The sequence below is a fragment of the Vibrio sp. B1-2 genome (genome assembly GCF_963888445.1).
GTDB lineage: Bacteria > Pseudomonadota > Gammaproteobacteria > Enterobacterales > Vibrionaceae > Vibrio > Vibrio anguillarum.
Window position 1 is genome coordinate 289,364 of record NZ_CAWPJH010000011.1, and the last position, 24,709, is coordinate 314,072.

Genomic DNA, 24,709 nt, shown 5'->3' on the forward strand with positions numbered 1-24,709 from the left:
TAGAGTGCATTGAAATGGAGCACATGTTCCAATTTGGTGCGCTTCTTATGAATGCGTTTATTCTTCCATCATGCAACAACTCCCTTGATATTTATATAATTCACTCTATTTCAATAAGTTATTTGATATTGAAAAGTTATTGATTCATTTGTTTATTTTGGAATGTATTTTGCTTTAAGGCTGTTCAATACCAATAACTCACTATATTGGTGAGAAAATAATCAAGTAGCACAGGATTGGTGCACAACATTTCAATGGAGAATCGCTAAGATGACTCAAACCGTAAGTCAGGTTCAAGGTGCCGTACAAGCCCTGACTCAAAGTTCTGATACGCTATTTTTGCTGCTCGGTGCAATCATGGTGTTTTTAATGCACGCCGGATTTGCCTTTCTTGAGGTGGGGACTGTGCGTAAAAAGAACCAAGTGAACGCGCTGGTAAAAATTCTCGCCGATTTCGGTATTTCTACGATCGCCTATTTTTTTATCGGTTACTGGATAGCCTACGGCGCTCATTTCTTTGCTGATGCACAAACCCTTGCCCAAGGGAACGGCTATCATCTAGTTAAGTTCTTTTTTCTATTGACGTTTGCCGCCGCTATTCCTGCTATCGTTTCTGGAGGCATTGCCGAGCGCGCTCGGTTTTACCCCATTCTCATTGCTACTTTTTTCACCGTTGGGTTTGTTTATCCGCTGTTTGAGGGAATGATTTGGAATGGCAATTATGGCGTGCAAAGCTGGTTTGAAGCTCAATTCGGTGCTGCTTTTCACGATTTCGCTGGTTCTGTGGTCGTGCATGCGGTCGGCGGATGGATTGCACTCATCGCCGTCATGTTTCTAGGAATGCGTAAGGGAAGAGTACGTGCAGGAAAGCACACCAACTTTGCTCCATCCAACATTCCGTTCCTAGCATTGGGCGCGTGGATTCTTTGTGTGGGCTGGTTTGGTTTTAACGTCATGTCAGCGCAAACATTAAATGGAATTAGTGGATTAGTCGCGATGAACTCTTTAATGGCCATGACTGGTGGTATTTTAGCAGCGTTAATTGTCGGAAAAAATGACCCTGGCTTTATCCACAATGGTCCTCTAGCGGGATTAGTCGCGGTGTGTGCAGGATCGGACTTGATGCACCCACTGGGTGCCTTAGTGACGGGAGTGGTAGCGGGTGCTTTATTTGTTTGGTTGTTCACTCAACTACAAAACCGAACTAGAATAGACGATGTATTAGGTGTATGGCCATTACATGGTGTTTGTGGTGCATGGGGCGGGATTGCCGCTGGTATTTTTGGCCAATCATCACTCGGCGGCCTAGGTGGTGTCAGCCTCGCCGTTCAACTACTAGGAACCTTATTGGGTATTTCAGTGGCAGTATTAGGTGCCGCAATCGTTTATGGCTCTCTCAATGTATTGACTGGATTGCGTTTATCTGAAGAAGACGAATTTAACGGCGCGGATTTGGCTATTCATAAAATCTCCGCCATTAACGAAGATTGATTACATATAGACCGAAGTCGCGGGGTACTTCGGTCTATTTCATAGCTCGGTTTATGTCACAGAAAATAAGCAATCAATGGCCATTTTATACTATGGTCTAACCCTCAAAACTACTGTTGTTATTGCATCGGTGCTAAGCTAGCAAAAAAGCGTGCAATAAGGACATAGTATGAATTTCCCTTACAAGAATATCGTGATCCTCACGGGGGCAGGCATTTCAGCGGAATCAGGCATCAAAACATTTCGTGCTCAAGATGGGTTATGGGAAAACCATAAAATAGAGGATGTCGCGACCCCTGAAGGTTTCGCACGTGATCCCGATCTCGTACAGGATTTCTATAATCAGCGTCGTCGAAAACTCCAATCTGAATCAATACAACCTAATGCCGCCCACATCGCGCTTGGTAAATTAGAGCAAGAGCTAGAGGGAAACGTAACGATTATTACGCAGAATATCGATAACCTTCATGAGCGGGGGGGTAGCAAACAGGTGATTCATATGCACGGTGAGCTGCTTAAAGCACGCTGCAGCGTTTCTAACCAAGTAATAGAGCATAAAGACGACATTCTGAGCGGAGAGCTTTGTCATTGCTGTCAAATTCCAGCTCAAATGCGACCTCATATTGTTTGGTTTGGCGAAATGCCACTGCGCATGGGCGATATTTATTCAGCACTCGAGACGGCTGATCTTTTTATCTCTATCGGTACATCGGGCGTTGTTTATCCTGCTGCAGGCTTTGTTCATGATGCCAGAATGCATGGTGCGCACACCATTGAGATCAACTTAGAACCGAGTGCCGTTGAAAGTGAGTTTGAGGAAAAACGCTACGGTAAAGCCAGTATTGAAGTTCCGCGGTTAGTGGAAGAGATATTAGGGTTAGAAATGCCAAAAAAGAAACACGCCTAGAGTAGGCGTGTTATCTAAACATTGAATATGATCAATTATTTACTTTGAGCTTCTGGAAGTATTCGTCGTACAACACATTCGCTTCTCCCACCTCATCTTGCCAAAACCCGCTGTCCATAACAGATTGTGGAGGGAAGATATTAGGATCATTGGCGAAAGATTTGGGTAACAGTGAATAGGCTGTTTTAACGGGAGTTGGGTAACCAATTTCTAATGCGATTTTTGCTGCATTCTCAGGGCGCAATAAGAAATCAATCATCTTATGAGCCGCATCAACGTTTTTGGCTCCGGCCGGAATGGATATGCTATCCATCCAGAAAATCGCGCCTTTTTCTGGCCAAATAATGTCAATTGAAGCACCTTCTTGGCGGGCCATATACGCCGAGCCATTCCATAACATACCTAAAGAAACTTCACCCGCTAAAAAAGGGTTTGCGGGAAAGTCGGAGTTGAACACTAACACGTTTGGAATCAGTTTTTTAAGCTCTTCATAGGCCGCTTTAATTTCGTCAGGATCCGTCGTATTAGGTGAGTAACCAAGCTTACTCAGTGCAATATGGAACACCTCACGAGCATCGTCCATCATCATCAACTGACCTTCCCACTTGGCATCCCATAAGTCGCCCCAGTTTTTGATCAGTGATTTATCAAGCATATCGGTATTAATACCAATCCCCGTTGCGCCCCAGATATAAGGGATAGAAAATTTGTTGTTTGGGTCGAACGATTTATTGAGATAGTTAGAATCAAGATCAGCAAAATGAGAAAGCTTAGCGTGGTCAATCTCCTGCAACATGCCTTCTTTACGCATTTTAGAAACAAAGTAGGTGGATGGCACGACAAGATCGTAGCCGGAACCTTGAGTCTTTAACTTGGCATACATGCTTTCATTAGACTCATAGGTTGAGTAAATGACTTTAATTCCTGTCTCTTTGGTGAAATCTTCGAGAACGTCGTGGGGGATATATTCAGACCAGTTGTAAAAATAAAGCTCTTGATCTGCAGCCATTGCAGGCGTAGTGAATAGAGTTGCTGCGCAAATAGCGCCAGCATACAGTGTGCTTTTCATTACGTTTCCATTTTAGTCGGTGCCAAAGCTTAACTAGGCAAGGGTGCGTGATACGAAAGTGCAAAGTATACCAGTTTTAACGAAAATAGGCAGCTAGTGCTGCCTATTTCATACTTTTTGCGGAATTATTGACCCGCTTTTAACTTCATAAAGTAATCTTCATACTGCACAGTTTTTTCACCAACGGCAGATTGCCATTCAACACGATCTAAATCATCTTGAGATGGGAAAAGAGCAGGGCTGTCTTTAAATTTCTCATTAGACGCTTTCACGCCAGTTAAATAACCCGTGTCGCGAGAAATTTGTTCTGCAATTTCTGGACGTAGCAAGAAGTCGATCATCATATGTGCGGCTTCTACGTTTTTGGCACCAGAACTGATAGCAAAGTTGTCAACCCAACCAATACCGCCTTCTTTAGGGAAAACAAGCTTAATTGGCAAGCCTTCTTTTTGCGCCGCTGCTGCAGAGCCATTCCAAAGCATACCTAAGCCAACTTCACCAGAGAGGTAAGGAGCGGCAGGGTTATCTGAGTTAAATACCAATACATTGGGCATTAGTTTTTGCAGCTCAGCGTAGGCCTCATCAATTTGCTTTTCATCCGTAGTGTTACCTGAGTAACCTAACTTACGAAGGGCAATGTGGAATACCTCACGAGTATCATCCATCAACATTAGCTGGCCTTTCAACTCTGGGTTCCATAGGTCACCCCAGCTTTGGAAATCATTGGGATCATACATATCGGTATTAACCGCAAGCCCAGTGATAGCAACCACGTGTGGAATTGAATAATCATTATTTGGATCGTAAGGTTTATTCAAATAGTTGTTATCAAGGTTTTTAAAGTTGCTTAATTTAGACTTATCAATCTTTTGTAACATACCTTCATCGCGCATTTTAGAAACGAAGTAGGTGGATGGAACAACAAGATCATAACCTTGGTTGTGAGTTTTTAGCTTTGCATACAGGGTTTCATTCGATTCATAAGTTGAATAAATGACCTTGATGCCGGTCTCTTTCGTAAACTGCTCTAGAAGACCACTGTTAATGTACGGCCCCCAGTTCATGAATACTAGTTCCTTGTTTTCATCCGCTGTTACTGCTCCAGAGAACAAAGAAAGCGCACATGCACTACCAGCTAATAGAGTAGCCCATTTTTTCATTGACGTTAGCTCCAAACCAAACGTTGCCTATTTTTAGGCGTTAGATAGAAAAACAGAATGACGATTTGTCATTCTGTTTCGTGTAATGTATTACAAGATGTCGATTCTACTTCACTTTTTCCCTTGCTAACAACTGTGATGTGATTACTAGAGCCAATGAGACAACTAACATCACGGTCGCCAGAGCGTTAACTTCTGGGGAAATGCCAACTTTAACCATAGAATAAATCTTCAATGGTAAAATCTCGTAAGTAGGGCCGGTTACAAACGAGCTAATGATCACATCATCTAATGACAGTGTGAAGCTCAGCAACCAACCAGCCGCAACCGCCGGTTTCGCTAATGGCAAAATGATTTTGGTCAAAATCACCCATTCGCCAGCACCGAGATCTTTGGCAGCTTCGAGCATCTTTACATCAAATCCGTTGAGGCGACTGTAAACAGTCACAACAACGAAAGGTAAGCAGAATGTAATGTGTGCAATCAACAAAGTAAGAAAACCTAGCTGAGCACCTAACACTAAGAATAGCGCAAGTAGCGAAATTGCCATGACAATATCTGGGGACATCATCACAACAAACAACATACCATTAACTGCACGTTTACCTTTAAATTGATAACGAAAAAGGGCTACAGCAGTTAAACTGCCAATCAGCGTCGCTGCTGTGGCTGAAAAAACCGCTACATTCAGCGAGTGCCATGCGGCCTGAACTAAGCTGTCGTTTGCAACTAGAGCGTGGTACCACTTCGTAGTGAAACCGCCCCATTTAATACCAAATTTGTTGTCATTAAATGAGTTTACAATCAGCACTATGATCGGTAGGTATAGAAATACATACACTAAACTCATAAAGCTAAATCTAACTGTTTTGCCCATTAGTCTAGCTCCACTTTCTTATTCAATAACTTACCAGCACGATAGTATGCATAAAGCATTACAGCCATCGCCAGAGTCAAGGCAATGCTGGTCGCGGCGCCGAATGGCCAATCACGAGCATTCAATACTTGGCTCTTAATCACGTTACCAATCAGCAGGTTTTTCGCGCCACCGAGTAAGTCAGCAATGTAGAACATACCTAATGCTGGCAGTAACACCAATAAGCAGCCCCCGATGATACCCGGCATGGTCAATGGCAATACTACCTTGAGCAAAGTTTGAAGCTTATTTGCCCCTAGATCTCGCGCGGCTTCAATGTAGGTATCGTCCAATTTTTCAATAGCAGAATAGAGCGGAAGAATCATAAAAGGCAGCAAGATGTAAACCAAGCCAATCATTACCGCTGTCTCGGTGTACATAATACGCAGTGGTTTGTCTATGATGTCTAAAGCCATTAAAGCTTGGTTTAAGATGCCTTGCGTGCCCAGAACTATTTTTAATCCGTAGGTACGAATAAGAGAGTTCGTCCAAAAAGGAACAATCACCAAAAACAGCATAATTGGACGCCATTTTTGTGGCATTTTTGCGACAATGTAGGCAAATGGATAACCAATAACCAAGCAGAGAAGGGTAGCCACAATTGCCATATAGAAAGAGTGCATGAGCACTTTGGCGTAAAGTGGATCCAATAGGCGTGTATAGTTATCAAGCGTGAAGGTCATTTCAATTAAGTTGGCTTCATCGCGAGTCAAAAAGCTAGTACCAATGATCATAACGTTAGGGATTAGCACAAACAGCACTAACCACCCAACAATCAATGTGATAATAGCATTTTGAAGATTAAGCTTCTTGCTCATCATCGAGTACTACCTCCCAGCTTTCAACCCAAGTGATAGCGACTTTCTGGCCGAGAGAATGGTCCACATCAGGATCATCTTCGTTAAAAAATTCGCTAACCGTCACGCGCATGCCTGATTCTTCCAATTCGACTACAGATTCTAGAGTCATGCCTTTGTAGGTACGTTCTGTCACGTGCCCAACAATGCCTTTTTCTTCTGACTCTTTAATCTCTTCGATGCGAAGATCTTCAGGACGCAGCAAAACTTGTAGTTTGTGTCCGGGTTGTACATTTTGATCGTGGTAAACCACCGCTTCAACACCTTCGATATGTGCACGAATACGCTTATCGTCAATTCGTTCAATCGTTTCAGCATTAAATACGTTGATCTCACCGATGAAGCGAGCAACAAATAGGTTTTTAGGGTCTTCGTAAATTTCACGTGGAGAGCCATCTTGCTCAATTTTCCCTTCACGCATAACAATAATGCGATCCGACATTGATAAGGCTTCTTCTTGATCGTGCGTAACGAAGATAAAGGTGATCCCAAGCTGACGTTGAAGCTGCTTAAGCTCCATTTGCATCTGCTTACGCAGTTTATAGTCAAGAGCGGATAAAGATTCGTCTAGCAACAGAACCTTAGGTTTATTAACAACGGCACGCGCGATAGCGATACGTTGTTGTTGACCACCAGAAAGTTGACTTGGTTTACGCTGGGCCATCGCGTCGAGACGTACCATCCGCAGTGCTTCCATCACACGGGGTTCAATGTCCGTCGTTGGCACTTTTTGCATACGCAAACCAAACGCGACATTTTCAAATACTGTCATATGTGGGAAAAGTGCATAGCTTTGAAAGACGGTGTTAACGTGTCTCTGTTCAGCAGGAACTCTTGTAACATCTTGATTATCAAGAGTAATTGAACCTTGATCTGCGGTTTCAAAACCTGCAATCATTCTTAGTACTGTTGTTTTACCACAGCCAGAAGGACCAAGTATCGTTAAGAATTCGCCATGATTAACATCAAGGTTTAGGTTGCCAATGATTTCCTTACCATCGAAACTTTTACTGATACCAGAAAGACGAACTACTGGTTTTCCTACTGATTTTTTTACGTTCAACGTCTGTTTTTCTCCCACCTTGGTCTATAGGGATGCCTATCTTACGACCTGTCGCTATACACAATTGAGGCGCGCATCATAATCACCAAAAGAGTGAATTCAAAGCGTTTTCTTATATTGATACAGAAAAAGTTTTGTAGGTAGCAGTAAAGATTGATTACCATACAGAACTAACTAACTGTTCAATGCTTTCAAGTGGTTAATTATCAACCAAACACATAATAATGCAAGATCAGTTTAGGCTTCTGATTTTGGACTAGAGTGTATTGCAGTATAATGACAATAACTTTGTGACCCAAATACAGGCAACTTGCTTTTCCGTTGCCTAGGACATTTTATGAATAATGATATTGAAAAAGATTTCAATTTAGGCGGTAGTGTAGAGCATGCGCTCAAGGGAGATTACGAGCTAAAAGTCAACGCCGTGCTCAAAGAGGCATGGGATTGTACGATCAAGCAATTTATCTCCTTTTCTCCTTCCATCGTGATTCTTTTATTTGTGCAGCTTGCGATCTTCTATATTGCTTTAAAATTGCAACTGGGTGATCCATCACTAATCTTGGATGCGTTAGAAACACCAGAAGCTTTCACAGGCAATATTGTACAAGCTATTTTTGTGGCTAATTTTAGCTATGAGGTCGTTAGTGCACCTATTTATGCTGGCGTGAGCTTAATGGCGATGAGTCATGTCGCTGGGTTAAGAACACAGCCAAGACATATGGGTAAGGGATTACAGTTCACCATCCCAGTGATTTTAGCAACGCTATTCAGCTTATTACTGCAAGGTGTAGCAGGAATGATTTTCCCATTGCTATCAATGTATTTGAGTATTGCGTTTAGCCAATCCATCTTATTGATCTGCGAAAAACGGGTTCCACCTATGCAATCACTGCTATTATCCTTACGCGCAGTCAATAAAAAAATCGTTCCTATTGCCGTGATTTATTCCGTGATCATGCTGATGTTCGTTGCCGCCGCGCTCTTTTATGGGATAGGTTTCATTTTTGTATTACCTTTCTTCTTCCATGCTAAAGGGATTATTTATCGCAATATGTTTGGCATCAAACTAAAGATCATAGCGACTAATCAATCCGACAATAATCCAAATTCTCAGGTGTTCAATGCGTAAAATAATCTTACTTACCGCCATCTCGCTCGTGGTTGTGAGCTGCAGCGTTTATTACGTCAAGCAAACCTCAACTGAGACGACTTACAAAAGCGACATTCCATCTTTGCAAGGTGCTAGAGCTGTTGGAAAAGCGCCTGACTTCTCAGCCATCGATGATGTGAATGAGAAAAAGCATGCTTTTTTTTCTTTCTTAAAACCAGGGATAGCTTGGGAAAATTTACGTGTTTTGCGAGAGCGTGAAATATTAGAGAGGATTGCACAACATCATCTAAGCAATCAGATAGCCAAAAGTGACTATAGTGAGGCGCAAAAACTCTCTAAGCGATATGAAGTACCGATTCCTGCAGAAGGCATCACTAGCGCATGGCTAGAAAACATGCTGCATCGAGTTGACGTTTTACCCGAAGCGTTAGTCTTGACCCAGGCAGCGAATGAATCGGCTTGGGGAACCTCTCGCTTTGCAACTGAAGGAAACAACTATTTCGGTCAATGGTGTTACAGTGTAGGGTGTGGGTTGGTACCTTTGCAACGAGTGGAAGGTATGACTCACGAAGTGGCGAGTTTTGGTTCTGTTCAAGAGTCAATCCACGGTTACTTCATGAATGTTAACCGCAACTCCGCTTATCATGATTTACGAGAGATTCGTTTTCGATTAAGAAAAAATAATGCCGATTTATTGAGTGCCGACAGTGCCATGGAGATGACTAATGGCTTACTGAAATACTCAGAGCGCGGAGAAGCTTATGTGCAAGATCTTCAATCTATGATGCGTCACAATCAGCCTTTCTGGACAGAATAATAATGAAAAAAAGAACGCTTACCTTATTACTGACAACGTTATGCTTTGCTAACGCATTTCCCGTTAACGCTCAAGAGTATATGTTTACATACTCCAAGTTGTTTTCAGCAATGAAAAATAACGTGAAAGAAGAGTACCCCAATGTCAAAGTCGCTTATTATTTCCTTAATGCCAATACCAAGCAGCTCTGCCCAATAGAGAAGGCTTGGATGGAAAAAGAAAAGCACTATGAAGCGTTGAAAGTCAGTAGCAACCACGAACTACTACTTCCTTTAGACGATCATTTACGGCAAGCGAATCCGTTAGTGTTTGTCGATACTCCTCAAGATATGCGTTGTGACTTTTCGACTGTTGTTATGGCAAAAGAACAGTTCAAAGGAGAAATATCTTACCAACAGGTCGCCATCTTATTACCTCAGATGCAAAAATTACTGGAAGAGCTCGGCGGGATGTTTGCGAGTTGGTTCACACCCGATGTTTCTGGTGTCACACTCGAATTTGCCAATAATTTGAATTCGGCCATTCAGTTGAGTAACGGCGAAACCATTAACATAGAAAATGGCAAAGCCCAAGTGGATCTCAGTCAACTGGGTGAAGGTGGATCGATGCAGTTACCACAAGAAACGGTTCGCGTGTTACCTTATCTTCCCAAAGCGAAACATTAGACATGTTGGGCTAATATCAATAGGGCTGCATTCGCAGCCCTTACTCGTTTTATCTTTGTAGGAATATCAAAGATTGGTGACATCCAACTTCAAACTAGGATCAAACTCCATCACGCTATCCTCATCTTCGAGCGCTAGGATTGGCATCTCTTCTTTATCAAAACCAATGTCGCCACCATTAATAACGCCTGAATCACGGTTAATCGACTTAAAGTCAAACAACTTGAAATCAGCCAAATGGCTAGGCACTACATTTTGCATTGCACTAAACATGGTCTCGATGCGCCCAGGGAACTGTTTATCCCAGCCATTTAGCATTTGCTTAATGTTTTGACGTTGCATGTTTGGCTGAGAGCCACATAGATTACATGGAATAATCGGATACTCTCGCATGTTCGCATATTTGATAATGTCTTTTTCACGACAGTAGGCTAGAGGGCGAATTACCACATGTTCACCGTTATCAGACACAAGTTTAGGTGGCATTCCTTTGATCTTTCCACCATAAAACATGTTCAAAAATAGCGTTTCTAGAATGTCGTCACGGTGATGGCCTAACGCAATTTTCGTCGCACCGAGTTCTTTGGCTGTACGGTACAAAATGCCGCGGCGTAAGCGTGAACAAAGTGAGCAGGTGGTTTTCCCTTCAGGGATCTTATCTTGAACAATAGAATACGTGTCTTCTTCGACAATTTTATATTCAACGCCTAGCTGCTCTAAGTACTGCGGCAGAATGTGTTCAGGAAATCCGGGCTGTTTTTGATCAAGATTCACGGCAATAAGCTCAAAGCTAACAGGGGCACTTTTCTGAAGGCTCATTAGAATATCCAGCATGGTAAAGCTATCTTTACCGCCAGAAAGACATACCATAATACGGTCGCCATCTTCAATCATATTAAAGTCAGCAATGGCTTGACCCGTATTACGACGGATACGCTTCTGAAGTTTATTGAAATTATATTGTTGAGCTTTGGTGCGCTCTTGAATTTGCTCAGTCATCAGTGTCTGGTCTTTAATCTTTAAAACAAAATAGAGTGCGTATGATACGGATAAATAGCGCAGATGCCAGATCTAACAAGTAAGGAAGATAAAAAATCCCCCTCGCCTATGACAAGGGGGATCGATGATAGATCAGGCTATTTTAAATAGAGGTTTTAGGATCTAAAGGGCTCACGTAGCCATGCGGCTTTAATGCTAAAACATCACAGTTAATTTTATCAATGACTTGTTCTGCCGTGTTGCCAATAAATACCGCAGATAACCCTGTACGCCCCGTCGTACCAAGAATAACCATCGCCGCATTGAGCTTTTCAGCAGCTTGAGGAATGACGTCTTCAGGCAAGCCTTGCTCTACAAGTGTTTGCGATTCATCTATACCATGCTTTTGTCGCAATGCTTTCATTGCCATCAAGTGGTGACCACGAACAGCATCAGTGTAGGTCATTGGATCAAACTCGGGCAACTCAATGGTAATATTCGCAGGCGTAATAGGGTATGAATTCACCAGATAAGGCGTCGCACCTAAACGAGTGGTGAGGCTTTTTAGTTGTTCAACCATGCAATCATTTAAATCAATATGAGCCGGATTTTCTGACCCCACATGTACCGAAGCGATTATATTCGCATTCTGTGGCCAATCTGAATTTTTAACCAATAGCACTGGAGTTGGGCATTTACGCAATAAGTGCCAATCTGTCGGTGTAAAAATAACGGATTCCAGGACATCATGCTTGCGCGTCCCTTTGATCAGAATGTCATGTTCTCCGTAAAATATCTCAGCAATAATCGCTTCATAAGGGCGGTTATGCCACACCACTTTTACTTCAAATTGAATCGAACTATCAATATACGATTCAGCTACTTTCCTCATCCATTGCTCGCGCTGATGGATAACACCACGTCGCATAGCATCACGTTCATCAACAGAGAGCATCGACGTCATGTCATAAGAGAAATCATAAATAGATAGAAAAAATGTAATGTGGCTAGAAGACGTGCTTTGCTGCGCTAACTGTATGGCTCTGGCAAGGGCGGGTTGTTCATCGTGGTTGATGTCAGCAACCACCAGAATCTTGCTATAAATACTCATATCGACTCCTTAATTATGGAGGAGGGCGTTAGAGTTACTTTAGCTCATAACCAGCGAGAATTTTAGAAAAAAAGAGAGTTTTTAACAGAAGTATGACGTAGCTCATTTAAGAGCTACCTCATTGAAGTTACTTAGTTTCTTTAGATACGCCTGCCAGTTCCATCAGTTGGTCATGGTCAAGGATTGTGATGTATTTGCCTTTAACGCTAAGGATTTCAGACTTCTGAAAACGGCCGAGTAGACGACTGATCGTTTCAACAGTAAGACCAAGGTAGTTACCGATATCACCACGAGTCATTGTCAGACGAAACTCTCTAGGGCTAAAGCCGCGCTGAGAGAAACGAGTCGACAAGTTATAAAGAAAAGCCGCCAATCTTTCTTCTGCATTCTTTTTAGATAGCAGAAGAATCATCTCTTGGTCGCCCTTAATTTCATTACTCATCAAGCGCATAATTTGTTGACGTAACTTAGGCATTTTACCCGAAAGATCATCAAGAATTTCGTAGGGTATTTCGCATACCATTGATGTTTCTAGAGCCTGAGCAAAGCTAGGATGAGAATCATCAGTGATCGCGTCAAAACCAACTAAATCACCCGCTAAATGAAACGCAGTGATTTGTTCATCACCTTGCTCAGTAATGGTATAACTTTTAATTGTACCTGAGCGAATAGCGTAGAGAGACTTAAGGTCGTCACCAGCTTTAAATAGCTCTTGGCCCTTTTGGATAGGTTTTTTACGCTCAATAATTTGATCAAGTTGATCAAGTTCAGATTCATTGAGAGTAAAAGGAATACAAAGCTGGCTAATGCTGCAATCTTGACAGTGAATTGCACAACCACCAGATTGAATGCGCTTTGCCGCTGGCTTATCAGAAATCATAACAACCTTTCACTTTTTGATGTACATCAATATTTTAGCACCCATTACCCCTAAAGGATAGCGAAAAAAGATGCCATAAATCAGACAGCTACCACGTAGATGATAAAATACTCACTGCTCCATAACCCGTGTATAGACCATAGAGTATGATAAAAATCGCAGCAAAATGACGAAATATGAATGATTGTTGAATGTTCTTCAAACGGGTCGCTCCGTAACCAACAAGAAGCATCGCAGGTAAGGTTCCCAAACCAAAAGAGGTCATAACCAGTGCCCCAGACAGCGCACTACCGGACACCACAGACCAAGTCAGTACCGAGTAAACTAGCCCACAAGGTAACCATCCCCAGATAAACCCAAAAGGGAGAGCGAACCACGTTTTCCTAAGCGGGAGCAATGATTGCCCAAAAGGCGAAATAAAACTCCAGATTTTTTGCCCAACCTTCTCCAGCTTCAACAGACCAAACCACCAACGCCCAACATATAATCCAAGTACAATCATTAGGCCTGCCGCAATGAGCCTCAACCAAATCAACGCATGATTAAGTGTAGAGAATTCGGATAGCGAGGCGGCGAGGCCTCCTAATAAACCGCCAAACAGCATATAGCTGGCAATACGCCCAAGGTTGTAAAAAACAAGCAGTATTGGGAGTCGATCACTGCGTTTTTCACCTAAGGTCAAAAGAGAAGCAATTCCGCCACACATTCCCATACAGTGGCCAGCTCCAAGTAAACCGATAAAGAAAGCACCAATCCAATCTGCGGTCATTTTTTCTCTTCTTTTGATGAGGTAAGTTCATCTTCATCAAACAAAATATTGTGTCCTTGGCGTTCTAAATCTTCAAACTGTTCGCTCTTTACTGCCCATAAAAAGATGATGACGGCGATCGTAACCAAAACGATCGCTATGGGGATCAATATATAAAGACTTTCCATCTACTTATCCCTCTTTTTGAGTAGTCGAAGAGAATTAGATACCACAATAATCGAACTCGCCGACATGCCCACAACGGCAATGTAAGGAGCAACCAGCCCCGCAACGGCGAGTGGCAAAACAATAATATTGTATCCAAGTGACCACGCTAAATTTTCCCGAATGATTTTGCGAGCTTTTAACGCTAAGCTTCTGGCTTCCAATAATCTGTCGAGTTTATCACCAAGTAAAACCATATCAGCGGATGCTTTTGCGACATCGGTTCCACCACCCATAGCGACTGATAAGTGCGCACCAGCAAGCGTTGGCGCATCATTAATGCCATCGCCAATCATCATGGTGATATCATCATCTGGTAACGACTTTAAGTAACTCAGTTTATCTTCTGGTTTGGCATTCGATACGACAATATCGATGTCCATTTCGGCGGCCACACTTTGTGCATTAAGTTGAGAGTCACCCGTTAATAGCGTGATCTTAATTCCTTCCTGATGGAAACGATCGATAAATTGTTTCGCTTCACTACGGATAGGATCGCGGTACGTGAAGGTCGCAATGTGTTGCCCGTTGAGCGACAGACAAATACGATTTGCTCGATCGTCACTGATGTCGTTCAAAACAAATTCGGCGCTGCCGATACGAACATCGCCGCCTAAATATTTACCTTGAATACCAGACCCAATCATATTCTGCACATGCTCAACACGAAACTCGTCATTACGATATTGCGCAAACGCTCTGGCAATGGGGTGATTGGCATGATGCTCCAAAGCAGCGGCTAGCGCCAAACAATGGTTTTCGTCTATATCACCATGCAACTCAACGTCACTAATTTCGATATCACCACGGGTCAACGTTCCCGTTTTATCAATAATCAAATGGTTAACTTTGCAAAGTGTTTCAAAGACATGGTTTTTTCTCAATAAAATACCAAAGTCACCCATTCGTGATGTAGCGCAAGTGATGGCTGTGGGGGTGGCAAGAGAAAGCGCGCACGGGCAGGTTGCCACTAAGACCGCTAACATGATCCAAAATGCATCTTCAGGTTTTGTCTGGTGCCAATAAAACCAAGTGGCTGCTGCAATAATCAAAATTACAGCCACAAAATATCTCGCGACAATATCAGCAATTTCTGCAATCTTAGGCTTAGACATTTGAGCTTCATCTTGCAGTCTAACAATATTGGAAATAACGGAATCCGCTTTAGATGCAGTGACTTCCAACTCGAAAGATTCATCGCCATTTAATGTACCAGCAAAAACAGCATCACCGACTGTTTTGACAACTGGTACTGATTCACCGGTCAACATTGATTCATTAATATGAATACGCCCATTCAACACTCGACCATCAGCAGGGACGTGTTCTCCAGGCAACACGCGAATTCGATCACCAAGAGCTAGAGTTTTTACAGGCACTTGACTGCCATCCAACGTAGTTGCAACCGCAGGGATCAATTTCAGTAAATTGCCGCTAGCCGCCGCGGCTTTTCTACGCGCCCGCATCTCTAAAAATCGTCCAACCAATAAGAAAAAGGTAAACATTGAAATGGATTCAAAAAAGACTTCGCCTTGTTCAGTCACTGTCGCTATCAGACTCGCAACGTACGCAAAAATAAGAGCAATAGAAACAGGGACATCCATACCTAATGTTCTGCCTCTAATGCTTCGCCAAGCATTGAGGTAAAAGGGAAGGGCAGAGTATAAAAGTACGGGGGTTGCAAAGATCAAGCTAACCCAACGAAAATAATTGCGAAACTCAGAATCAAGATCACCGAAGACCTCAAGATAGAGCGCCACAGCAAGCATCATCACTTGCATGGTGGCTAGGCCTGCAATACCCAAGCGATAAAGATATTGCTTCATTGATTGATGGTAGGCTGCCTCATGTGCGTCTGCTTCAAAAGGGGCAGCCTTATAACCTAATTTATGAATAGTGGAGAGTAATTCACTGAGTCGTGTTTGTGTCTTATCCCAACTGAGTAAAGCACGGTTGGTAGTGGTATTGACCCTTATCGAAATTACCCCATTTTTATGAGAGAGTTGTTTTTCAATTAACCAAGCACAAGCCGCACAGGAAACACCTTCTAACGATAACGTCACTTCGGACGTTTCGTTGTCGTTACGAACGAACTCTGCTTGTACATCATCATTATCATAATGAATGAGTGCTTTGAGCTGCTCTGGCACAAGCTCCACTTTATCTGCAGTGGTTGTTCGGTATTGGTAATAAGATACTAGGCCACTCTCTACAATGGTTTTAGCCACGGTTTCACAACCGGGACAACACATATCTCTGCTTTCACCTAGAATATCAACTTTATAATCCGTGTTGGCTGGTACATCTTCACCACAGTGGTAACACGCTTTGCACATAGTTTAATTCATTAATTGAGTAGAAGTTGGCATTGGAAACGTTACTCGACCTTGGATTAACCACTCCTCATTGTGAGGAGTGAGTTCGATGAACCAAGGGCCTTGTAACGGGGCAGGCAGAGTAATGCGATATATACCTTGTGCATCCGATGCGACAAGTTGTGTGAAATCACGGTCTGGCAGTGTCCGATGAGCAAACATCATTTTAATCGCGGGGTAGTGTTCAAGCTCACCTTTATTAAATTTGAAGATAATATCATTACCCTCAGAGTAGACTTCCGAGCTGAGCTTTAATGCTTTCGCTTCGTTAATTTTTGATAGATCAATATTAATGCCTTTGCCTTTTTTGTAGTAATCCTCTGTCACCAATGACACTGAATTCTGAGAAAAGACGATAACCGTTGCAATCGTCCATATCACCACAGTTAACGGTAAGATGATCAGAAACCACGGCCAGAATTGTTTATACCAAGGAGTTACCATAAAAAAGTTCTCAACAACAAAATAAAGAAGGCTTATTAAAAAGAGAAGAAAGACAGCCCTAATAAAGAGCTGCCTTTGTTGTGCAATTAGTTCTCTGTATTGCTTAAACTCCACACGTAAGCAGCAACCAGTTGAACTTTATCTTCACCGAGAATGTCATTCCAAGCAGGCATAACACCTGATCGGCCATGCATGACCGTTTGAGTAACATCGGCTCTTGAGTCACCAAATAACCAATCGTTATCAGTAAGATCAGGTGCTCCAAACGCAGGGTTACCTTTACCATCCGTACCATGACAAGCGGCGCAAACGACGAAGCGAGCTTTACCTGCTTCCGCTTCTCGAACGTTCACAGAACGCCCAGAAAGGCTTAGGGTATAACTCACCACTTCCTTCACACCTTGCTCACCGAGGACATCTTTCCAAGCTGGCATTTGTCCAATACGACCATGTCGGATAGTGGTCACAATCGCTTCTGGTTCACCACCATATAACCAAGCATTATCGGTTAGATTCGGAAAGCCTTTTTGACCACGAGCGTCAGAACCATGACACTGAGAGCAGTTTTGTAAGAATAAACGCTGACCAACCTTCAATGCATCAGAATCTGCTGCAATTTCAGGAATAGGGCGTAAATCCGAACCGCCGCCAGTATAAGCTAAGCGTTTAAATGCTTCACCAAAGTAGGTGTTTGCGTCATCTAACTCTTTTGCATACTGTACTAACACTTTATTGTTTTGCGCATTTGCAATCGAGGCTTTGGACTCATCAAGAGAGCGAATGGTTTGATCTGAACTTTGCCAACCAAGTACGCCCTTAAAACTACCTAACCCAGGATAGAGGGTCAGATAGATAGCGGCAAAAATAAACGTACTAATAAAAAGATAGGTCCACCATTTAGGCAGAGGGTTGTTGAGCTCACGAATACCATCGTATTCATGGCCCATATCCGAGCCTTCTTCCACTCCCATTTTGTCTTTTAAACACCAAACGAGCAGAATCGCACAGCCCAGCAAAGTTCCCACCGTAATGATGATGACCCATAGACTCCAAAATGTCGTCATTGTTTAGTCACTCCTTGTTCCTTAGAGGATTTGGGCTGTTCATCGGCAAAAATGAGGTTAGCCGCTTCATCGAAACGAGCTTTACGGTTTTTGCCATAGGCCCACCACACTACGCCTATAAAACAGACGAACAGCACTATGGTCCAAATACTGTGAATAGTACCGATATCCATAACTACCCCTTACTTCATTGCGTGACCAAGAGATTGAAGATAAGAAATGATTGCATCCATTTCTGATTTCCCTTCGACATCTTTTGCTGCATTCGCGATTTGTTCATCGGTATACGGCACACCAAACTGATTACGGAATAATTCAAGTTTGCTTTGCGTAAGCTTGCCGTCCAACACATTTTTTGCTAGCCAAGGAAAACCGGGCATGTTTGATTCAGGAACCAGTTCGCGAGGATTAGTCAAGTGAACTCGATGCCATTCATCAGAATAACGACCACCAACACGAGCCAAATCAGGCCCAGTCCGCTTCGAACCCCACACAAATGGATGCTCCCAAACACTTTCACCAGCCACCGAATAATGACCATAACGCTCCGTTTCGGAACGGAATGGGCGAATCATTTGGCTATGGCAAACGTTACAACCTTCGCGAATATAGATATCACGGCCTTCAAGTTGCAGCGCAGTGTAGGGCTTAAGATTTTCAACAGGCTCAGTAGTTTGCTTTTGGAAAATCAATGGCGTGATTTCAACCAAGGCTCCCCAACTGATGGCAAAAATAATGAAAATAGCCAGTAAACCGACATTACGTTCGATGATTTCATGGCGATTATTAGAACTCATTCTTTCATCTCCTTATGCCGGTTGAGGAATAGCTTTTAAGCTATTATCTGGTGCAAAAACCGTTTTATACGTGTTGTAAGCCATCAGGAACATACCTGCTAAGAAGATAAATCCACCAATGAATCGAACGGTATAGAATGGGTAAGAGGCTTGGACAGACTCAACAAAACTGTACGTTAACGTACCGTCAGAGTTAACAGCACGCCACATCAGGCCCTGCATAACACCTGAAATCCACATCGCAACGATGTAGAGCACCGTACCAATAGTCGCTAACCAGAAGTGAGCATTGATTAGACCAACAGAGTACATACGCTCTTGGTTAAATAGGCGAGGGATTAAATGGTATACCGAACCAATCGACACCATTGCCACCCAACCTAGAGCTCCAGAATGCACGTGACCAATAGTCCAGTCGGTGTAGTGTGACAGTGCGTTAACTGTCTTAATCGACATCATTGGTCCTTCAAACGTAGACATTCCGTAGAATGACAATGAAACGATGAGGAATCGTAAGATTGGGTCATAGCGCAGTTTATGCCAAGCACCAGATAACGTCATAATCCCGTTAATCATCCCGCCCCATGAAGGAGCAAACAACACCAACGACATCACCATGCCAAGTGACTGAGTCCAGTCAGGCAGAGCAGTGTAGTGTAAATGGTGCGGACCAGCCCAAATGTAAAGAGAGATCAAAGCCCAAAAGTGAACAATCGATAAACGGTATGAATAAACAGGGCGTTCAGCTTGTTTTGGTACAAAGTAATACATCATACCAAGGAAGCCGGCAGTAAGCAGGAAACCCACCGCATTATGACCATACCACCACTGAACCATAGCATCCACCGCCCCAGCGTAAACTGAATACGATTTACCCATAGAAACAGGGATTGCCATGCTATTTACAATATGTAATACAGCAACAGTAAGGATAAAAGCTCCGAAGAACCAGTTTGCCACATAGATATGTGCCGTCTTACGTTTGACGAGTGTTCCAAAAAACACTATCGCATAAGATACCCATACAAGAGCAATGGCGATATCAATTGGCCATTCTAATTCCGCGTATTCTTTACCGGAGGTATAACCCAAAGGTAAAGTTATTGCTGCAGATAAAATAATGGCTTGCCATCCCCAAAAGGTGAAGGGCACAAGAGGACCACCAAATAGACGAGTTTGACAAGTACGCTGAACAACATAATAAGATGTTGCAAAGAGGGCACTTGTACCAAACGCAAAAATAACCGCATTAGTATGCAGAGGACGTAAGCGACTGTACGTCAACCACGGCGTATCAAAGTTTAGCTGTGGCCAAACTAATTGAGCGGCAATCAAAACACCTACAGCCATACCAACAATACCCCAGAGAATAGTCACTAAGGTAAATTGCCGAACAACTGTATAGTTGTAGTTTTGTTCAAGCTGCTTTTCTTGGCTCATTTGCATGCTTCCAATTTCTAATTAACTACACTTTACTTCCAACACGACACATGTCGTAATGCCCCCCAAATCCACAATAGAAATACTGCTTTATCAGAACGTTACTATCTATTGCTGACTTTAAAAAAAAGTGGCATTTTCAACCGTCAACTATACTGCAATTAACAATTCAATGACAGAGTAGTAACCTTACAGTTGTTCAGGATTTGGCCTTTTATTTCAAAACTTTGAAGTTTGTTACACGAGGAAGGAAGCATCATGGCTTCAGAAAAGCTTACAAAACACAGGTTTGCTCAAATACTAATCACATTACTCATTCTTTTGGTCGCTTTTTTCTGGAGGACTTTTTCTTATCAAAACGTCGACATGACAAGCTGCACTCCAACACCAAATTGTTCTGTATTTGTAAATGAACAGGAAATTATAGTGATTAAAGATGATAAAAACCCAAATCAATACATAATTGGGCCACGAATTCCTGAACTAAAAATACATACAAATGGAACACTTATTCAACATTCCGACCACTGGATAATCCAACCAAATTCACCCAATAAACCTATAACTTTCAAGATAATTGGAAAAAGATCCTCGATATAAACTCTTACAAAAATAAAACATGAACCCAATCTGGTTCTTGGATTGCTCAGCATAAATAATAACTAGAATGAAATCTTCGATTATCAGACTAGCTATTAGGTATTTTATGGTAAATACTGATTATGTTTAATGTCATGAGGATAGATAGAAAAGAGGAAAGAAATATTCGTACACTAAAATATGATCATTTGCAATTTAACATAATATACATAATGCGCACCAAGACAGGCAAAAAAGAAAGGCAACTTTCACAGCTTAATCAATAAGTTACCTTTACTTTTTGCCTACCAATTTTAAGCAATTTTCCTATCTTCAGTTAGTCGCTCTAAAGCATGAATTGCACGATTATTTTTAGATCGTTCTGCAATGATTGCTAACAGAACAAAATCAACATCTAACTCCAACATATCGGCAATAATTACAGCGTGTTCGTCGCTCATTGTGCCGCCGTTGCGCCATCTATTAACACTAGCAGCCGATATATCTAAATATCTTGCTACGTGCCTGTCGCTAAGTAACTGTTTTTCAACTCTTAAACGGTTTAATAGGTCTACAGTAGTTATCATGTTTTCTACCTCCTTTTGCTAGCATAGATGATGTGTTGCGTGTCAGTCTAACTAGTGACAGCAATTAGTAAATGATCTTAAATGACTACGTCCAAGCCGAGATGGTTCCGACATCTATCAAGAATTGTCCCTTATACACCCGAGTGAGTCGAACACGTTGACGGTGTTAAGGGACGCCCCCCTTGATAGATGGCGATAAGTTGGACGGGGATTTCTTGACTAGAAAAGGATTATTACCATGCCAAAACCAAACCTATCAAAACAGCAAATCATTGAGATTCTAGACAAGCGTACTACCGCTCTAGAAAGCCAAAGCGCTGAAGATAAATCAAACACATCATTACCTCATCACGCCAAAGATATGGCCGCAAACTATTACCGTGGCGCGTTGAATGAGCTTTACCGCATCAAATGCTTAATTGAGGCGGCATAACTTACCATGAGCAAGCCGGATTACATCGAACTGATTACCAAGTATAACAAGGTCGCTGCAAAAGCGGTGGCCAATGGTAAGCAGCCTTATCTACACAAGGGTAAATCTGATGTATTCCGTGTATTCATGAAGCATGGCGCACTCTCCCACCCGTCTATTATCAATCGCCTAAAGAAAGAGCATGGCATTGAAACATTCGTAAAACAAAACCGCCGCAATAACTTCAATAGTCTTTGTCTTTGGATTGCCGCCAATGTGTGCCTTGAAACGCGCACGTTTTCAAGTAATGGCACTCAGGGCCAAATAGCCGAAGTGATAGGCGTTGACCAATCAACCGTCTCTCGTTTGCTCGAATTGCTGGTTAAAATGCGCGTGATTTCCCCTGCGTTCTCAGGTGATAAAGAGCCAACGGATAAGAAAGCCGGACTTGTTTTTGATGATGAGGGATTGCCCTACAACCAAGTTTACAAGGTTGAGGACGATTTCGGTTATCTGGCAGGGCCAACCGCAGGCATGAAGCTTGAAAAAGCGTTTAAAGACGCTGATGAGAAAGCGTATGCGGATACGGGGTGGAGCCTGCACGAACGTCTGTTGACGGTGCGTAATACGCTTTGGGAAGGCACAATAGAGCGTCGAGTTAAAAACATCTCTCAGGGCTGTTTAAAGCGCACGATTGCTAAGATTACAGACCGCTCAAGAGCCGTTCAAATCATCTTTAACCGCATGAAAAAGCGCGGTGAACACCTCCTATTAAATGATCGCGAACTTGACCGTATGGTCAATGCGCGGCTCAAATCCTGCGGATTCTCCGCTTAGTTTCTTCCTCATCCGGTTAGCTCCGGAGCCGAACGCGAACCCCCAAGCAAAACCCTGTCTATTTATTGACCAATGAACTGTGTTCAAGTCGTTTTAACCCACAGATACGCCCCAATTACGCCAAAAATATCCACAGGTCGCCCCTGTCGCGGTGTCGTTATTATTTGTTAATGCATAGGGAGTTTTGGGGTTTATTGCATACCTCGGGGTAAATAGCGCATTACCTTTTCTCTTAATTAATCAATTCAAAAGAACTTATAGTTAATCCCCTCAAAATCGGGGATTATGGGGATAAATGAAGCGGCCTATCTAGCTCGCAAGCGAGCTGCGGCCTTATTGCGCTGAAGCACTCCAACACGGTCGAATGGCTTCAACAAACGCTTTGAGGATATAGGTCGTTTATATCGCTTCGCGATGGCTTAGCAAGGTAAGGGGTGCGATTTAAGAGGGGTGAAAAAGCTAAGTACTTATGCTCGCTATGAGTTTTTTTTAATGCTTATGTCGCTATAATTATGTATACATGGTAAACACCATTTGTTTTTAGGTGAGCATATCGCTATTGGAGGTCATAATCATGTCCAACGCATTAAGAAAAGAGCTTGAGAAAGCAATCGAAGAAAGCAAAAACGAAGAAGTTATCTTCACTCGTGCACCTAAAGCGGCCGTTCGTAAAGCGGTTAAAAAAGTATTGAAAGTGCATGAGAAAACAATCAAAGAGTTAGCTGACCGATGAGTGAGCTACTCTTTCTAGAGGTGGAGGATGTCATTGAAATTCATGATGACATCCTTGCCAACGAACCCGGGCTTCATGGTACTCATGCTGATAAGGTTGAGGCCGTTATTGGTCGCGTGAAAAGTATTTATTCTTACAGCAATGACATTACTACGCCGTTTGATTTGGCGGCACATTATGCCGTTGCTATTGCCCGCGGCCATGCCTTCAACGATGGCAATAAGCGCACAGCTTTTGTCTCTATGGTGGCGATTCTTCAAGTTAATAACATCCCTCTTCCTGATGATATTGCAGAAAAACTTACCACTAATTTGGATACGTGGGCGGATATGATGGTCAAAGTGGCCGATGGAACCATAGATGCTAAATCATTATCCAATACTATCAGTATCATCTATCTTGTTGGCCTAGCTGGCGTAGGCATTGCTAAATTGGTGTCCTTTTTCACCAAATAAGTCATTAGGTCGCTTATGCGACCTTTTTAACATCCCTGCATTGAAAGCACCCTCAACCCCGTATACTATTTAACCCGATAGATTCAGAACACTTCTCGGCTTGTTTCTAAAACGTCAGTTAAGGAAAACAAGCTATGGCTAGTCTAAAACCGCACCAAAAGCAGCTGAATAAGCTAGCGTTGTGCCGTCATGCGGTCACGCACCCCAATATTACCCAACCTATCCCACTTCCGCAGCTTTGCAGCTTTGTTCGCATTGCTGGTCAACTTGCGCATGAACAACATGCCCTTAACGCTCAAATACTCGATCACTTTATTCCGTTGGCCGCCGCCAATGACCCCGTATTCGTTCAGTAAGGAACCGCACCGACGAAAAGCATTCAAGTTATCTATATTGAGCTACACAAGTGCAAACAGCACCTTGATGCACTGTTTGACCAAATGGAAGCCTTAGAGAAAGGCATGTTAGCCGGAGTAGAGGCACTCCAACCGAAAAAGAAAGGCATGTTAGCCAAATTTAACCCTATGGCCGATATGCCCGATTTAGACGGGCTGATGGAGACGTTTAGCGTGATGCCGCAATACCTAGAGCTACGCGCCCAAGAACGCAGCTTTCGCAAAAGCTTTGAGCAGTTGCATCTGGAATTGGCGCAGCAGCTTGTCAATCAGCACTTGCACCAAGGTTTGGAAGGGGGCGCGAATGGCTAAGGTATTGGTTAAGGTGGCCTGCCCAACTTGCGCGAATGTGGCGGAAATTCGATCGCGTGGCGGCGCAAGAACGGCCCTTGATATGAACTGCGAACACTGCGGTGTGCTCTCTTATCAAACTCGTTCCGGCCAAGCGATGTTAAAAGCGATGGTGGATGCGGCAAAAGCACCGGAGGAGCTGCCTATTCTAGGCACCTGCGAGCAAATCGAGAGCACCGGAAACCCACCGGAAAAAAAGCCCTTAAAAACTGGTTTTACAACACTTATGGATGCGGATTAAG

The 24,709-nt window shown here is 42.9% G+C and carries 30 protein-coding genes; 13 read left to right on the forward strand and 17 right to left on the reverse strand.

Annotation, left to right across the window (positions count from 1 at the left end; genetic code table 11):
* Positions 1-270 precede the first annotated feature (270 nt).
* Positions 271-1,491: an ammonium transporter gene (locus tag AACQ75_RS06275; protein ID WP_019281009.1), complete on the forward strand. Its 1,221-nt coding sequence runs from the start codon at positions 271-273 to the stop codon at positions 1,489-1,491.
* A 169-nt stretch (positions 1,492-1,660) separates the two neighbouring features.
* Complete coding sequence (gene cobB, locus AACQ75_RS06280; RefSeq protein WP_013856880.1) at positions 1,661-2,398, forward strand: Sir2 family NAD+-dependent deacetylase; 738 nt, start codon at positions 1,661-1,663, stop codon at positions 2,396-2,398.
* 31 nt (positions 2,399-2,429) lie between these two features.
* Here the strand turns inward: cobB and AACQ75_RS06285 are convergent, their stop codons facing one another.
* The 5 genes from AACQ75_RS06285 to potA all read right to left on the reverse strand — a co-directional run bounded on the left by AACQ75_RS06285 (position 2,430) and on the right by potA (position 7,481).
* Complete coding sequence (locus AACQ75_RS06285; RefSeq protein WP_013856881.1) at positions 2,430-3,467, reverse strand: extracellular solute-binding protein; 1,038 nt, start codon at positions 3,465-3,467, stop codon at positions 2,430-2,432.
* 125 nt (positions 3,468-3,592) lie between these two features.
* Complete coding sequence (locus AACQ75_RS06290; RefSeq protein WP_026027330.1) at positions 3,593-4,627, reverse strand: extracellular solute-binding protein; 1,035 nt, start codon at positions 4,625-4,627, stop codon at positions 3,593-3,595.
* A gap of 106 nt (positions 4,628-4,733) precedes the next feature.
* On the reverse strand, positions 4,734-5,504 hold the full coding sequence (gene potC, locus AACQ75_RS06295; RefSeq protein WP_013856883.1) for a spermidine/putrescine ABC transporter permease PotC: 771 nt from the start codon (positions 5,502-5,504) through the stop codon (positions 4,734-4,736).
* On the reverse strand, positions 5,504-6,361 hold the full coding sequence (gene potB / locus AACQ75_RS06300) for a spermidine/putrescine ABC transporter permease PotB (protein ID WP_026027331.1): 858 nt from the start codon (positions 6,359-6,361) through the stop codon (positions 5,504-5,506). Before potB ends, potC begins: the two co-directional genes overlap by 1 nt.
* Positions 6,345-7,481, reverse strand: a complete 1,137-nt coding sequence (gene potA / locus AACQ75_RS06305; RefSeq protein WP_170888422.1) for a spermidine/putrescine ABC transporter ATP-binding protein PotA — start codon at positions 7,479-7,481, stop codon at positions 6,345-6,347. The genes potB and potA overlap by 17 nt, the downstream gene beginning before the upstream one ends.
* 319 nt (positions 7,482-7,800) lie before the next feature.
* Between potA and AACQ75_RS06310 the strand changes: the two genes are divergently transcribed.
* The 3 genes from AACQ75_RS06310 to AACQ75_RS06320 are packed head-to-tail and all read left to right on the forward strand — an operon-like array spanning position 7,801 to position 10,056.
* Positions 7,801-8,592 carry a hypothetical protein gene (locus AACQ75_RS06310; protein WP_170888423.1) on the forward strand — a complete coding sequence of 264 codons (792 nt, stop codon included), beginning with the start codon at positions 7,801-7,803 and terminating at the stop codon, positions 8,590-8,592.
* Positions 8,585-9,391, forward strand: coding sequence for a glucosaminidase domain-containing protein (locus AACQ75_RS06315; RefSeq protein ID WP_013856887.1), 807 nt, complete (start codon positions 8,585-8,587; stop codon positions 9,389-9,391). Before AACQ75_RS06310 ends, AACQ75_RS06315 begins: the two co-directional genes overlap by 8 nt.
* A gap of 2 nt (positions 9,392-9,393) precedes the next feature.
* Complete coding sequence (locus AACQ75_RS06320) at positions 9,394-10,056, forward strand: DUF2987 domain-containing protein (protein ID WP_013856888.1); 663 nt, start codon at positions 9,394-9,396, stop codon at positions 10,054-10,056.
* Between the two features lie 66 nt (positions 10,057-10,122).
* Here the strand turns inward: AACQ75_RS06320 and ttcA are convergent, their stop codons facing one another.
* The 11 genes from ttcA to ccoN form a co-directional block, all read right to left on the reverse strand.
* Entirely contained in the window at positions 10,123-11,055 is a 933-nt protein-coding gene (ttcA, locus tag AACQ75_RS06325; protein ID WP_013856889.1) for a tRNA 2-thiocytidine(32) synthetase TtcA, read from the reverse strand.
* Positions 11,056-11,197: 142 nt separating this feature from the next.
* Positions 11,198-12,145 (reverse strand): universal stress protein UspE, encoded by a 948-nt coding sequence (gene uspE / locus AACQ75_RS06330; RefSeq protein WP_094134124.1) that lies wholly within the window; start codon positions 12,143-12,145, stop codon positions 11,198-11,200.
* A gap of 127 nt (positions 12,146-12,272) precedes the next feature.
* Positions 12,273-13,025, reverse strand: coding sequence for an FNR family transcription factor (locus AACQ75_RS06335; RefSeq protein ID WP_010320258.1), 753 nt, complete (start codon positions 13,023-13,025; stop codon positions 12,273-12,275).
* A gap of 88 nt (positions 13,026-13,113) precedes the next feature.
* A complete protein-coding gene (locus tag AACQ75_RS06340; protein ID WP_170888424.1) occupies positions 13,114-13,794 on the reverse strand; it encodes a sulfite exporter TauE/SafE family protein in 681 nt (226 codons plus the stop codon).
* The gene (gene ccoS, locus AACQ75_RS06345; protein ID WP_013856892.1) at positions 13,791-13,961 is read right to left on the reverse strand and encodes a cbb3-type cytochrome oxidase assembly protein CcoS; all 171 of its coding nucleotides are present in this window, start codon (positions 13,959-13,961) and stop codon (positions 13,791-13,793) included. Before ccoS ends, AACQ75_RS06340 begins: the two co-directional genes overlap by 4 nt.
* Positions 13,962-16,334 carry a heavy metal translocating P-type ATPase gene (locus tag AACQ75_RS06350; RefSeq protein WP_170888425.1) on the reverse strand — a complete coding sequence of 791 codons (2,373 nt, stop codon included), beginning with the start codon at positions 16,332-16,334 and terminating at the stop codon, positions 13,962-13,964.
* Between the two features lie 3 nt (positions 16,335-16,337).
* Positions 16,338-16,817, reverse strand: coding sequence for a FixH family protein (locus tag AACQ75_RS06355; protein WP_017042885.1), 480 nt, complete (start codon positions 16,815-16,817; stop codon positions 16,338-16,340).
* An 86-nt stretch (positions 16,818-16,903) separates the two neighbouring features.
* A complete protein-coding gene (ccoP, locus tag AACQ75_RS06360) occupies positions 16,904-17,881 on the reverse strand; it encodes a cytochrome-c oxidase, cbb3-type subunit III (RefSeq protein WP_013856895.1) in 978 nt (325 codons plus the stop codon).
* On the reverse strand, positions 17,878-18,054 hold the full coding sequence (locus AACQ75_RS06365; RefSeq protein ID WP_010320252.1) for a CcoQ/FixQ family Cbb3-type cytochrome c oxidase assembly chaperone: 177 nt from the start codon (positions 18,052-18,054) through the stop codon (positions 17,878-17,880). Before AACQ75_RS06365 ends, ccoP begins: the two co-directional genes overlap by 4 nt.
* A gap of 9 nt (positions 18,055-18,063) precedes the next feature.
* Positions 18,064-18,678, reverse strand: a complete 615-nt coding sequence (gene ccoO, locus AACQ75_RS06370) for a cytochrome-c oxidase, cbb3-type subunit II (protein ID WP_013856896.1) — start codon at positions 18,676-18,678, stop codon at positions 18,064-18,066.
* Positions 18,679-18,690: 12 nt separating this feature from the next.
* A complete protein-coding gene (gene ccoN, locus AACQ75_RS06375; RefSeq protein ID WP_026027333.1) occupies positions 18,691-20,118 on the reverse strand; it encodes a cytochrome-c oxidase, cbb3-type subunit I in 1,428 nt (475 codons plus the stop codon).
* Positions 20,119-20,376: 258 nt separating this feature from the next.
* Between ccoN and AACQ75_RS06380 the strand changes: the two genes are divergently transcribed.
* Positions 20,377-20,718, forward strand: a complete 342-nt coding sequence (locus AACQ75_RS06380; RefSeq protein ID WP_088732413.1) for a hypothetical protein — start codon at positions 20,377-20,379, stop codon at positions 20,716-20,718.
* 293 nt (positions 20,719-21,011) lie between these two features.
* Here the strand turns inward: AACQ75_RS06380 and AACQ75_RS06385 are convergent, their stop codons facing one another.
* Entirely contained in the window at positions 21,012-21,284 is a 273-nt protein-coding gene (locus AACQ75_RS06385) for a hypothetical protein (protein WP_170888426.1), read from the reverse strand.
* A 238-nt stretch (positions 21,285-21,522) separates the two neighbouring features.
* On the opposite strand from AACQ75_RS06385, the gene AACQ75_RS06390 reads away from it, so the two are divergent.
* The 7 genes from AACQ75_RS06390 (at position 21,523) to AACQ75_RS06420 (ending at position 24,708) form a co-directional block, all read left to right on the forward strand.
* On the forward strand, positions 21,523-21,717 hold the full coding sequence (locus tag AACQ75_RS06390; RefSeq protein WP_170888427.1) for a hypothetical protein: 195 nt from the start codon (positions 21,523-21,525) through the stop codon (positions 21,715-21,717).
* Positions 21,718-21,723: 6 nt separating this feature from the next.
* On the forward strand, positions 21,724-22,533 hold the full coding sequence (locus AACQ75_RS06395) for a MarR family transcriptional regulator (protein ID WP_170888428.1): 810 nt from the start codon (positions 21,724-21,726) through the stop codon (positions 22,531-22,533).
* A gap of 574 nt (positions 22,534-23,107) precedes the next feature.
* A complete protein-coding gene (locus tag AACQ75_RS06400; protein WP_170888429.1) occupies positions 23,108-23,266 on the forward strand; it encodes a hypothetical protein in 159 nt (52 codons plus the stop codon).
* The gene (locus tag AACQ75_RS06405; protein ID WP_170888430.1) at positions 23,263-23,721 is read left to right on the forward strand and encodes a type II toxin-antitoxin system death-on-curing family toxin; all 459 of its coding nucleotides are present in this window, start codon (positions 23,263-23,265) and stop codon (positions 23,719-23,721) included. Before AACQ75_RS06400 ends, AACQ75_RS06405 begins: the two co-directional genes overlap by 4 nt.
* Positions 23,722-23,855: 134 nt before the next feature.
* A complete protein-coding gene (locus tag AACQ75_RS06410) occupies positions 23,856-24,077 on the forward strand; it encodes a hypothetical protein (protein ID WP_170888431.1) in 222 nt (73 codons plus the stop codon).
* Positions 24,078-24,182: 105 nt separating this feature from the next.
* Positions 24,183-24,428, forward strand: coding sequence for a hypothetical protein (locus AACQ75_RS06415; RefSeq protein WP_339605551.1), 246 nt, complete (start codon positions 24,183-24,185; stop codon positions 24,426-24,428).
* Positions 24,421-24,708, forward strand: coding sequence for a hypothetical protein (locus tag AACQ75_RS06420; protein WP_094129209.1), 288 nt, complete (start codon positions 24,421-24,423; stop codon positions 24,706-24,708). Before AACQ75_RS06415 ends, AACQ75_RS06420 begins: the two co-directional genes overlap by 8 nt.
* Position 24,709: the final 1 nt, after the last annotated feature.

Bases quoted from the DNA above. Each gene is read 5' to 3' on its own strand.
- AACQ75_RS06275 (WP_019281009.1), top strand. From the start codon at position 271: ATGACTCAAACCGTAAGTCAGGTTCAAGGTGCCGTACAAGCCCTGACT.
- cobB (WP_013856880.1), top strand. From the start codon at position 1,661: ATGAATTTCCCTTACAAGAATATCGTGATCCTCACGGGGGCAGGCATT.
- AACQ75_RS06285 (WP_013856881.1), bottom strand. From the start codon at position 3,467: ATGAAAAGCACACTGTATGCTGGCGCTATTTGCGCAGCAACTCTATTC.
- AACQ75_RS06290 (WP_026027330.1), bottom strand. From the start codon at position 4,627: ATGAAAAAATGGGCTACTCTATTAGCTGGTAGTGCATGTGCGCTTTCT.
- potC (WP_013856883.1), bottom strand. From the start codon at position 5,504: ATGGGCAAAACAGTTAGATTTAGCTTTATGAGTTTAGTGTATGTATTT.
- potB (WP_026027331.1), bottom strand. From the start codon at position 6,361: ATGAGCAAGAAGCTTAATCTTCAAAATGCTATTATCACATTGATTGTT.
- AACQ75_RS06310 (WP_170888423.1), top strand. From the start codon at position 7,801: ATGAATAATGATATTGAAAAAGATTTCAATTTAGGCGGTAGTGTAGAG.
- AACQ75_RS06315 (WP_013856887.1), top strand. From the start codon at position 8,585: ATGCGTAAAATAATCTTACTTACCGCCATCTCGCTCGTGGTTGTGAGC.
- AACQ75_RS06320 (WP_013856888.1), top strand. From the start codon at position 9,394: ATGAAAAAAAGAACGCTTACCTTATTACTGACAACGTTATGCTTTGCT.
- ttcA (WP_013856889.1), bottom strand. From the start codon at position 11,055: ATGACTGAGCAAATTCAAGAGCGCACCAAAGCTCAACAATATAATTTC.
- uspE (WP_094134124.1), bottom strand. From the start codon at position 12,145: ATGAGTATTTATAGCAAGATTCTGGTGGTTGCTGACATCAACCACGAT.
- AACQ75_RS06335 (WP_010320258.1), bottom strand. From the start codon at position 13,025: ATGATTTCTGATAAGCCAGCGGCAAAGCGCATTCAATCTGGTGGTTGT.
- AACQ75_RS06340 (WP_170888424.1), bottom strand. From the start codon at position 13,794: ATGACCGCAGATTGGATTGGTGCTTTCTTTATCGGTTTACTTGGAGCT.
- ccoS (WP_013856892.1), bottom strand. From the start codon at position 13,961: ATGGAAAGTCTTTATATATTGATCCCCATAGCGATCGTTTTGGTTACG.
- AACQ75_RS06350 (WP_170888425.1), bottom strand. From the start codon at position 16,334: ATGTGCAAAGCGTGTTACCACTGTGGTGAAGATGTACCAGCCAACACG.
- AACQ75_RS06355 (WP_017042885.1), bottom strand. From the start codon at position 16,817: ATGGTAACTCCTTGGTATAAACAATTCTGGCCGTGGTTTCTGATCATC.
- ccoP (WP_013856895.1), bottom strand. From the start codon at position 17,881: ATGACGACATTTTGGAGTCTATGGGTCATCATCATTACGGTGGGAACT.
- AACQ75_RS06365 (WP_010320252.1), bottom strand. From the start codon at position 18,054: ATGGATATCGGTACTATTCACAGTATTTGGACCATAGTGCTGTTCGTC.
- ccoO (WP_013856896.1), bottom strand. From the start codon at position 18,678: ATGAGTTCTAATAATCGCCATGAAATCATCGAACGTAATGTCGGTTTA.
- ccoN (WP_026027333.1), bottom strand. From the start codon at position 20,118: ATGAGCCAAGAAAAGCAGCTTGAACAAAACTACAACTATACAGTTGTT.
- AACQ75_RS06380 (WP_088732413.1), top strand. From the start codon at position 20,377: ATGGCTTCAGAAAAGCTTACAAAACACAGGTTTGCTCAAATACTAATC.
- AACQ75_RS06385 (WP_170888426.1), bottom strand. From the start codon at position 21,284: ATGATAACTACTGTAGACCTATTAAACCGTTTAAGAGTTGAAAAACAG.
- AACQ75_RS06390 (WP_170888427.1), top strand. From the start codon at position 21,523: ATGCCAAAACCAAACCTATCAAAACAGCAAATCATTGAGATTCTAGAC.
- AACQ75_RS06395 (WP_170888428.1), top strand. From the start codon at position 21,724: ATGAGCAAGCCGGATTACATCGAACTGATTACCAAGTATAACAAGGTC.
- AACQ75_RS06400 (WP_170888429.1), top strand. From the start codon at position 23,108: ATGTCCAACGCATTAAGAAAAGAGCTTGAGAAAGCAATCGAAGAAAGC.
- AACQ75_RS06405 (WP_170888430.1), top strand. From the start codon at position 23,263: ATGAGTGAGCTACTCTTTCTAGAGGTGGAGGATGTCATTGAAATTCAT.
- AACQ75_RS06410 (WP_170888431.1), top strand. From the start codon at position 23,856: ATGGCTAGTCTAAAACCGCACCAAAAGCAGCTGAATAAGCTAGCGTTG.
- AACQ75_RS06415 (WP_339605551.1), top strand. From the start codon at position 24,183: ATGTTAGCCGGAGTAGAGGCACTCCAACCGAAAAAGAAAGGCATGTTA.
- AACQ75_RS06420 (WP_094129209.1), top strand. From the start codon at position 24,421: ATGGCTAAGGTATTGGTTAAGGTGGCCTGCCCAACTTGCGCGAATGTG.